Below are 7980 nucleotides of genomic sequence, written 5' to 3' on the forward strand. Positions count from 1 at the left end.
CGGAACACCCGGGATCCTGCCTGGCCGTTTGTGGCTGTACGCGCGAACTCTCCGCAGGGAAAGAATAACCCTCTTTAAGTACAGTGCAGATATTGTATGGGTTTTTATGGCAAACGCAAGAGTGCTCGTCAGCGATCCGCTGGCGGAAGAAGGGCTTGCGATCCTCCGGGCGGCCGTTGACGTTGACGTCAAAACGGAGCTCAAGGAAGACGAGCTCTGCAATATTCTCGGGGAGTATGATGCCCTGCTCGTGCGGAGCAGCACCGAGGTCACGGCAAAGGTGATCGAGGCCGGGAAGAAACTGAAGTTCATCGGCCGGGCCGGTGTCGGTGTCGACAATATCGATGTGGAAGCGGCAACCCGCAAGGGTATCATCGTGGCGAATGCCCCCGAGGGCAACACCCTTGCGGCGACCGAGCACACCATGGCGATGATGCAGGCGCTCGCCCGCAACATCCCGCAGGCAAACGCGAGCCTCAAGAAGAAGGAGTGGAAGCGCTCGAAGTTCATGGGCGTGGAACTCAACGAGAAGACGCTCGGTATCGTAGGCTTCGGCCGGATCGGGCGCGAGGTGGCAAAGCGGGCAAATGCGATGGACATGAAGTGCGTTGCCTACGACCCGTTCATCACCAAGGAACGTGCAGCCCAGCTCGGTGTCGAGATGATGTCCATGGCCGACCTGTTCAAGGTTGCTGATGTCATTACCGTCCACACCCCCCTGATCGCCGAGACGAAGCACGTGATCAATGCGAAGAGCATTGCGACCATGAAAGACGGCGTCCGGATCATCAATTGTGCCCGCGGCGGCATCATCGACGAGAAGGCGCTCTACGATGCGATCAAGAGCGGCAAGGTGGCAGGAGCTGCGCTCGATGTCTTCGAGACCGAGCCTCCGCTCGAGTCCCCGCTCCTCTCCCTCGATCAGGTGATCGTCACACCGCACCTCGGCGCAAGTACGGTCGAGGCCCAGCTGAATGTGGCAGTCTCGGTGGCCAGGCAGTGCATCGAGGTGCTGAAAGGTGGTTCGGCGAAGTACGTGGTCAATGCACCCATGGTCCCTCCCGAGCATGCCGAAATCCTCGAACCCTATACCCAGCTCGCCGAGAAGATGGGGCGGTTCGCGATCCAGATCGCCGGCGGCAGGCTCTCTTCCGTGGAGCTCATCTACGGCGGCGAACTCTCCGCCTATGCGGGCAGCATGAAGTTCGTCACCCGCCTTGCCCTCAAAGGGCTCCTTGACCCGATCCTCCAGCAGCCGGTCAACATCGTGAACGCGGAGTACATTGCAAAAGAACGCGGCATCACGGTCAGCGAGACGGTCACGCAGGAAGCGAAAGGATTCAAGAACCTGATCACGATCAGGGTGAAGACCGATAAGGGCGAAGAATCCGTAAGCGGCACCGTCTTCTTCAAGGGCCGGAGCCGGATCGTGGCAGTTGGCGGCTACACGATGGACATGATCCCCGAGGGCTATGTCATCGTCTCCCGCCATCTCGACAAGCCGGGCGTCATCGGGCGTGCCTCAACGATCCTCGGGAAGTGCAATATCAACATCGCGGGCATGCAGGTCGGACGGATCAACCCCGGCGAGGAAGCGATCATGGTCCTGAACGTGGACAGCGAAGTTCCCTCTGCCGTGATGGACGAGATCCGCTCGATGCCCGGCATCTTCACTGCTACGTTTGCCAGGATATCTTCAGAGAAGATCTGAGAATACTTTTTTCGATTGCCCGTTCAGCTGGCTTCTTTTTCCCGGGAGACCGGGCAAATGATCACGCAAAACCCTGATAGAAGTAGGAATTTTGAGGCAGAGCTGCCCCCCTCACGTTCAGGCTGCTTGCGACCCACATTCTTAAATTCTATTGGAAATTATATGATTAATCAATCGGGGTATCACCGATGGATTTTTTATTCTTCGATGACGTACGGAAGAAACCTCTCCTGATCCCAGCGCTTATCGTCGTGTGTTCAATTGTATTTCTTCTCATCAATGTGTATGGGCTCAGGTTTGGCGTCACGAATGTGCTCCCACACCTGTTTTACATCCCGATCATCCTTACCGCATATTATTACCCCCGACGAGGCGTCCTTTTTGCGTTTATTCTCTCTGTCTGCTATTGTGCATTGTCGCTTACGGCTGTTACCCTGGCAATACCTGATATTCTTTCTGCGATTGCACGTTCCGGCGTATTTATCCTGATCGCGGCCGTGGTATCTCATCTGAGCGGACGGATGCAACGCGATACACAGATGTGCCGCCGGCTGAGTGCTGATCACAAGGCAATCATCGACAATGTGCCGGCAATGATCTGGTACAAGGATACGAAGAATAATTTTATTCGGGTTAACCCTGCAGCTGCAAGGGCATTTGGGGCAGCCGTCGATAAGATTGAAGGAAAAAGTGGCTATGATCTCTTCCCCGATTTTGCAGAAAAATATTACCAGGACGACCGTGAAGTGATCAATTCCGGCAACCCAAGGCTCGGCATCATCGAGGCCCTGACCACGGCCAGCGGAGAGCATCTATGGGTGCAGACTGATAAGATTCCGCTCAGGGATGAACAGGGAACCGTCACCGGGTTATTAGTGTTCGCTGTAGATATTACCGGGCGCAAACAAGCGGAAGATGCACTGCTGGAGAGTGAGGAGAAATACCGTGCTTTCTTTCTCACGTCGCGGGACAGCATATTTATCACTACCACGGATGGAAGATGGGTGGATTTCAACGATGCAGCGGTCGAACTGTTCGGTTATGAAAGCAGGAGTGATCTGCTCAGGACTAACCTCGCGCTCATATATGCAAATCCCCGTGACAGGGACACCCACATCGGGTATATTCGCAAAAACGGGTATTCGTTTGAATATCCTGTCGATTTAAAGAAAAAAGACGGGACAATCATCAACGCTCTCATCACCACTGTTGCCCGCAAAGATTCGCGCGGGAATATTATCGGTTTCCAGGGTTCAGTACGGGATGTCACCGAACGTAAGCGGGCTGAAGACGCACTGCGGGAGAACGAAGCACTCCTGAATTCTGTTCTTCACGGCTCTCCGATGCTGCAATTTGTGATTGATAAAAATCACCGGGTCCTATCCTGGAACAAGGCGATCGAAGAATACAGCGGGGTAAAAGAAGCGGATGTCCTGGGAACCACGGACCCGTGGAAGGCCTTTTACGATGAAAAACGACCGGTACTTGCGGATCTGCTCGTGGACGAGCGGGTTGAACAGCTTCCCGAATGGTACGAGGGGAAAATCTTTAAATCCCGGCTTGTGGACGGGGCTTACGAAGCTACTGGTTTCTTCCCGAAAATGGATGTATCAGGAACCTGGTTGTATTTTACTGCCGCGCCCATCCGGAACGTCAAGGGAGTAATTATCGGTGCCGTGGAAACACTCATAGATATCACCGAGCGCAAGCGGGCGGATGACAATCTGCGCATGCTGAATAAAAAACTCAGCCTGCTCTCCGGCATTACCCGCCATGATATCAGGAACCAGCTGATGGCACTGAATGCGTATATCGAGCTCAGCACCGATGCGATCGATAACCCGGCGGAACTCAGGGAGTTTTTTGCCAAGGAGCTGAAAATTACCGAGGTTCTCGCCGAACAGATCAGTTTCACCAAGGATTATGAGGAGATTGGTGCGCATTCCCCGGTCTGGCAGGATGTGAGTGCACTTGTCAGGTTCACCGGGGCGGCTCTTCCCCTGGGGAATATCAGGCTTGATACCGGGTGCCCCGGACTCGAGATATTTGCCGATCCCCTTCTTGAAAAAGTGTTTTATAACCTCATTGACAACTCCCTGCACTATGGCGGGGATACCATGACCACTCTCCGTGTCAATGCGAGCGAAACGGGTACGGTTCTCCGGATCATCTTCGAAGATGATGGCAACGGTATCAGTGCTGAGGATAAAAAGTACTTATTCACCAAAGGGTTTGGCAGACATACGGGGCTTGATCTCTTCCTTTCCCGCGAGATCCTCTCAATTACCGGTATTACGATCACCGAGAACGGAATTCCCGGCAAAGGAGTTCGGTTCGAACTCGTTGTGCCGGACGGCGGATACAGGTTTTCGGTAACCCCCTGACCGGAAGCAAACGCAATGTCCGGATTACTTGGTTCTCCCGGTTCACGGATTTTATTCACTCCATGAGACCTTCACTATATATTCATATAATCCCACGAAGCATTCTCTGTAACGAGTACGGTCGGGGTTAACGGGGGAAACGTTCTGATGGAAACACACGATCAAAAATCCTGTATTGAGGCAGGCTTTCTCGACAATGCGCTTGTCCTGATTGCGGTCCTTGACGAAAAAGGGAGGGTCATCTCATGGAACCATGCCGCCGAGACGATCACCGGCTATTCCCGGGATGAGGTTGTCGGCAGCGCAAATATCTGGAAACATCTCTATCCTGACAAAGAGTACCGCCGGGGTGTTACGCAGAAGATCGCGGATATCCTCAAAACAAAAAATTATTTTGAGAATCTCGAAACCGTTATCCGCACGCGTTCCGGTGATTCCCACACCATTCTCTGGAATACCAAAACGATCCTTGAAGCGGGGATGCCAAGGACCATTGCTGTCGGTATGGATGTCACGGGCGAACGGGAGGCCACGCTATTCCGCGACAGCATCATCGACAACGCGAACGTGCTCATTGCCGTTCTCGACCCGAAAGGTACGGTCCAGGTCTGGAACAAGGCAGCAGAAGTGATCACCGGGTACTCCGCCGGTGAAGTGATAGGCCGGCACGACATCTGGAAAAAAATCTATCCCGATACCGTATACCGCCGCAGCATAACGCAGAAAATCTCTCAGGTAATCACCGAACATAACAGTTTCGAAAATATCGAGACAACGATCCATACAAAGAACGGGGAGGAGCGGATCCTCTCGTGGAACACCCGGCAGATCGGCACCGGGGGGACCCTCCACGAGATCGCCATCGGGAGGGATATCACCGACCAGCGCAAGGCAGAGGAGGCGCTGGTCGCGTATATGACCGAGATGACCATGCGGCTGAAACAGCCGGTAAGCATTGTCGGCAGCACCCTCATGGAATCGGCGCAGCTCATGAAGAACGGGCTGCTCGACAAGGATGAGACGATCATGGTGTTCGAAGGGCAGGCCAGGAACGCGGCCCAGATCGAGGCGAATATCCGGGAGTTCCAGAAGGCAATCGTTGAGAAGAACAAATCGATCCCCGAAGCGTACCGGAAATTCCTTGAAGGGTGATGATGTGCCGGACTATATTGATCCCCATGAACTCGAACAGAAGAAGATCTTCCTGATCCTGGCATCCCCCGGGATGATCCGCCAGCGCAACAGTGATGTAATCAGGGAAATTTCAGCTCTTGGTTATCATACGGTTGTTATCACTACGAACTTTCCCTACAGCGTGCTCTCCAAGATGTATGCCCAGTGCAGTATCCCCCCTGACAGCGTCTCATTCATCGATGCGGTCACCCGCAACTCTGTCGGAACTGCCGAGAATATTCCCGGTGTCGTGCGTTATATCAATAACCCGGCGAACCTTACGGACATGGGCATTGCAGTTACGGAAGTTCTCAAGGAACATTCCGGCCAGAAAGTGTGCATCATGTACGACTCTGTGAGTACGATGCTGATCTATCTCTCATCGGCAAACATTTCGAAATTTATCCATTTTGTGACCAACAAACTCCGTCTCATGGACGTGTCCGGCGTCTTCCTTGCGGTTGAGAAAGGGCTTGACCCGATGCTGATGACCCAGCTCACTACCTTTGTCGATAATGTTGTTGACACGGGCTGAACTGCCCCTCTCTCTTTTAAAATCCCGGCACCCTCCGGAACCACGGGTCCCAGTTCAACACTATCACGGACGCGGAGTTCTTCCGGACGGATCCGCTGGTGATGAGCAAGACAAAGGGCATGGCAAACAATGTGGTCGAGCTGATGCGGCTCGGGGCCGAGGCGAAACTTAAGGGGAAGCTGGCGCCTGTGTGCGAATGAGATACTCATGCACAAATACGAGGAAAAAAAGAATGTTCTGATCTGCCTTCGGAACAGGGGGCGACCAGATGGCGCACCCATTCTTCTTCAGGGAAAACATCTTCGGTTCGGACAGGGTGCCCCGTTGGCATTGCCGCATCGGGGACCCAGCAGTTCTGTAGTCGGGACAAGAGCCCCGCACTTGTCACAACCATGATTGTAATCATATGTATTCGCTCAAAAAATCGGATTTTTTAGGAGATTAATTTCCATTTTGGATAGAAAATAAAAATAGTTTCCCTGACCGGGTGCAGGGACCCGGTCTTACGATTCCTCGAAGATCTTCACGGTCACCGGCAGGATGTCCGGCCGGTTGTCGGTCATTACATAGGTGTACGGCATCACGTGCACCATGTACTCAAGGTAGCCTTTTGCAAAGCCGGAGAGGCCCTCGTTCCTGCATCCCAGGATCAGGATATGGAACCACTGGATAAACAGGACGATGAACGTGATGATCCCATAGACCCAGAGGACAATGCCGATCAGGATCCAGTAGACGATACGGATGAGCAGCTCGAGCCGGCCGGCGTCGTGCTCAAATAAGAAGAGCTGCTTCTGTGCGGGTGTTCCCTCAGTCATGATTACCATTCCAGAGATAGGCGATCCTGTCTCATAAAGGATCCGGCTTATAACCCGGGGGCACCGGTGGGCACCTGGGCAAGGAACCAGTGCACTAATTTTTAATAATACCAGAACAGATGCTATAGAGCATCAGACATTAAGCGGGCTCGTGGTCTAGTTGGCTATGACGTCGCCTTGACATGGCGGAGGTCCTGAGTTCGAATCTCAGCGGGCCCATCATTTCTTTTTCATTGCAGATTCCGCAAGTAACGTCTTTCCCGGATCGACCGGCTCACACCGGAACTTGTCAGCCTTATAAAGCGTGCCGGGTGCATACGGGTCTACCTGGGTCTTGAATCGGAGAGCAATGATACCCTCAGGCTCATGAACAAGCGGGTAACCGTTGAACAGGGAGTCCTGGCAGTACATCTTTTTCCCCGGGCAGGCATCGGCACTGTCGGGTTTTTCATGGTCGGGTACCCTGAAGAGACGATGGTTCGATAGAGATGACCTTTTCCCTCGCCCTGTCTCTCCCTCTGGATGAAGCCTGGTTCACTATACCGCTTCCCCTTCCCGGAACACGAGGGTTGTGGATCCAGCCATCTGTACCAGCCAGTTCCCGGGAGATTTGGTCATTTCAATAGGTTTATATATTTACGACCTGCCTATAACCTCCTTGCCTGAGTCCTGTTTGGAGAATGATCTCCAAAAAGAGAATCCGTGCGCATATTTTCAGGAACGCTGGAACCTCCTCAGGCAGGGGGAAACGATCATGAAAGACCAGCTGGAATCCAACAAGACAACGGTGCGGGATTTTTATAACCTTGCAATGAACCTCAAGAAGCCGGAAGAGGCAGTGGCGAAGTTCATGGGGCCCTATTACCGGCAGCACAACCCCGGGGCAGGAGACGGCCCCGGACCGTTCATCGCATTCGTCAAGGAATTTGTCAGGGCATTTCCTACGTTCCATTTCAATTTCAAACAGCTCATCGCCGAAGGAGACCTCGTGGTGGTTCACAGCCACCTTGTCCGGCATAAGGACGACCGGGGCGTGGCCGTGATGGATATCTTCAGGCTCGAAAACGGCAGGGTTGTCGAGCACTGGGACGTACTGCAGGATGTGCCGGAGAAGGCGGCAAACAGCAATACCATGTTCTAACCCGGGATCCAGTACTTCTCTAAATTATCCCATCCTTTATAAGACAAAACCGCCCTGCCCTCATACATACGGTCTCGCCCCTCAATCCGGGGCCGGAACGGGCGTATTTTCCCATCAGGGTCCGGTGGTGAACACAAAAATAGAACCATGTTGTCCACCACGGAAATTATCCCCGCGATTTGTGGCGAAAACTCAAAAACCGGTCAAATTGCGGGGCG

Annotated in this window: 7 protein-coding genes and 1 tRNA gene; 7 read left to right on the forward strand and 1 reads right to left on the reverse strand. The window is 53.4% G+C overall.

Translation table 11 applies throughout. The annotated features are described in order from the left end of the window. Nucleotides 1-106: 106 nt before the first annotated feature. The 4 genes from serA (at nt 107) to WBL42_RS02055 (ending at nt 5803) form a co-directional block, all read left to right on the forward strand. A complete protein-coding gene (gene serA / locus WBL42_RS02040) occupies nt 107-1711 on the forward strand; it encodes a phosphoglycerate dehydrogenase (protein ID WP_424719595.1) in 1605 nt (534 codons plus the stop codon). A 188-nt stretch (nt 1712-1899) separates the two neighbouring features. Beyond that, on the forward strand, nt 1900-4095 hold the full coding sequence (locus WBL42_RS02045) for a PAS domain S-box protein (RefSeq protein WP_424719596.1): 2196 nt from the start codon (nt 1900-1902) through the stop codon (nt 4093-4095). 147 nt (nt 4096-4242) lie between these two features. After that, the gene (locus WBL42_RS02050) at nt 4243-5247 is read left to right on the forward strand and encodes a PAS domain-containing protein (RefSeq protein WP_424719597.1); all 1005 of its coding nucleotides are present in this window, start codon (nt 4243-4245) and stop codon (nt 5245-5247) included. Further along, entirely contained in the window at nt 5237-5803 is a 567-nt protein-coding gene (locus WBL42_RS02055) for a DUF7504 family protein (protein WP_424719598.1), read from the forward strand. The genes WBL42_RS02050 and WBL42_RS02055 overlap by 11 nt, the downstream gene beginning before the upstream one ends. Before the next feature lie 503 nt (nt 5804-6306). Here WBL42_RS02055 and WBL42_RS02060 read toward each other — a convergent pair. Then, nucleotides 6307-6630, reverse strand: coding sequence for a DUF4389 domain-containing protein (locus WBL42_RS02060; protein ID WP_424719599.1), 324 nt, complete (start codon nt 6628-6630; stop codon nt 6307-6309). Nucleotides 6631-6766: 136 nt separating this feature from the next. On the opposite strand from WBL42_RS02060, the gene WBL42_RS02065 reads away from it, so the two are divergent. From WBL42_RS02065 to WBL42_RS02075, 3 genes are all read left to right on the forward strand, one after another. Next, nucleotides 6767-6840: transfer RNA gene (locus WBL42_RS02065), tRNA-Val, on the forward strand. Between the two features lie 108 nt (nt 6841-6948). Further along, nucleotides 6949-7107 (forward strand): hypothetical protein, encoded by a 159-nt coding sequence (locus WBL42_RS02070; RefSeq protein ID WP_424719602.1) that lies wholly within the window; start codon nt 6949-6951, stop codon nt 7105-7107. A gap of 268 nt (nt 7108-7375) precedes the next feature. After that, nucleotides 7376-7762, forward strand: a complete 387-nt coding sequence (locus WBL42_RS02075) for a nuclear transport factor 2 family protein (protein ID WP_424719600.1) — start codon at nt 7376-7378, stop codon at nt 7760-7762. The last annotated feature ends 218 nt before the right edge of the window (nt 7763-7980 follow it).

It is taken from the genome of Methanoregula sp. (assembly GCF_049686655.1).
In the GTDB taxonomy this organism is placed as follows: Archaea; Halobacteriota; Methanomicrobia; order Methanomicrobiales; family Methanospirillaceae; genus Methanoregula.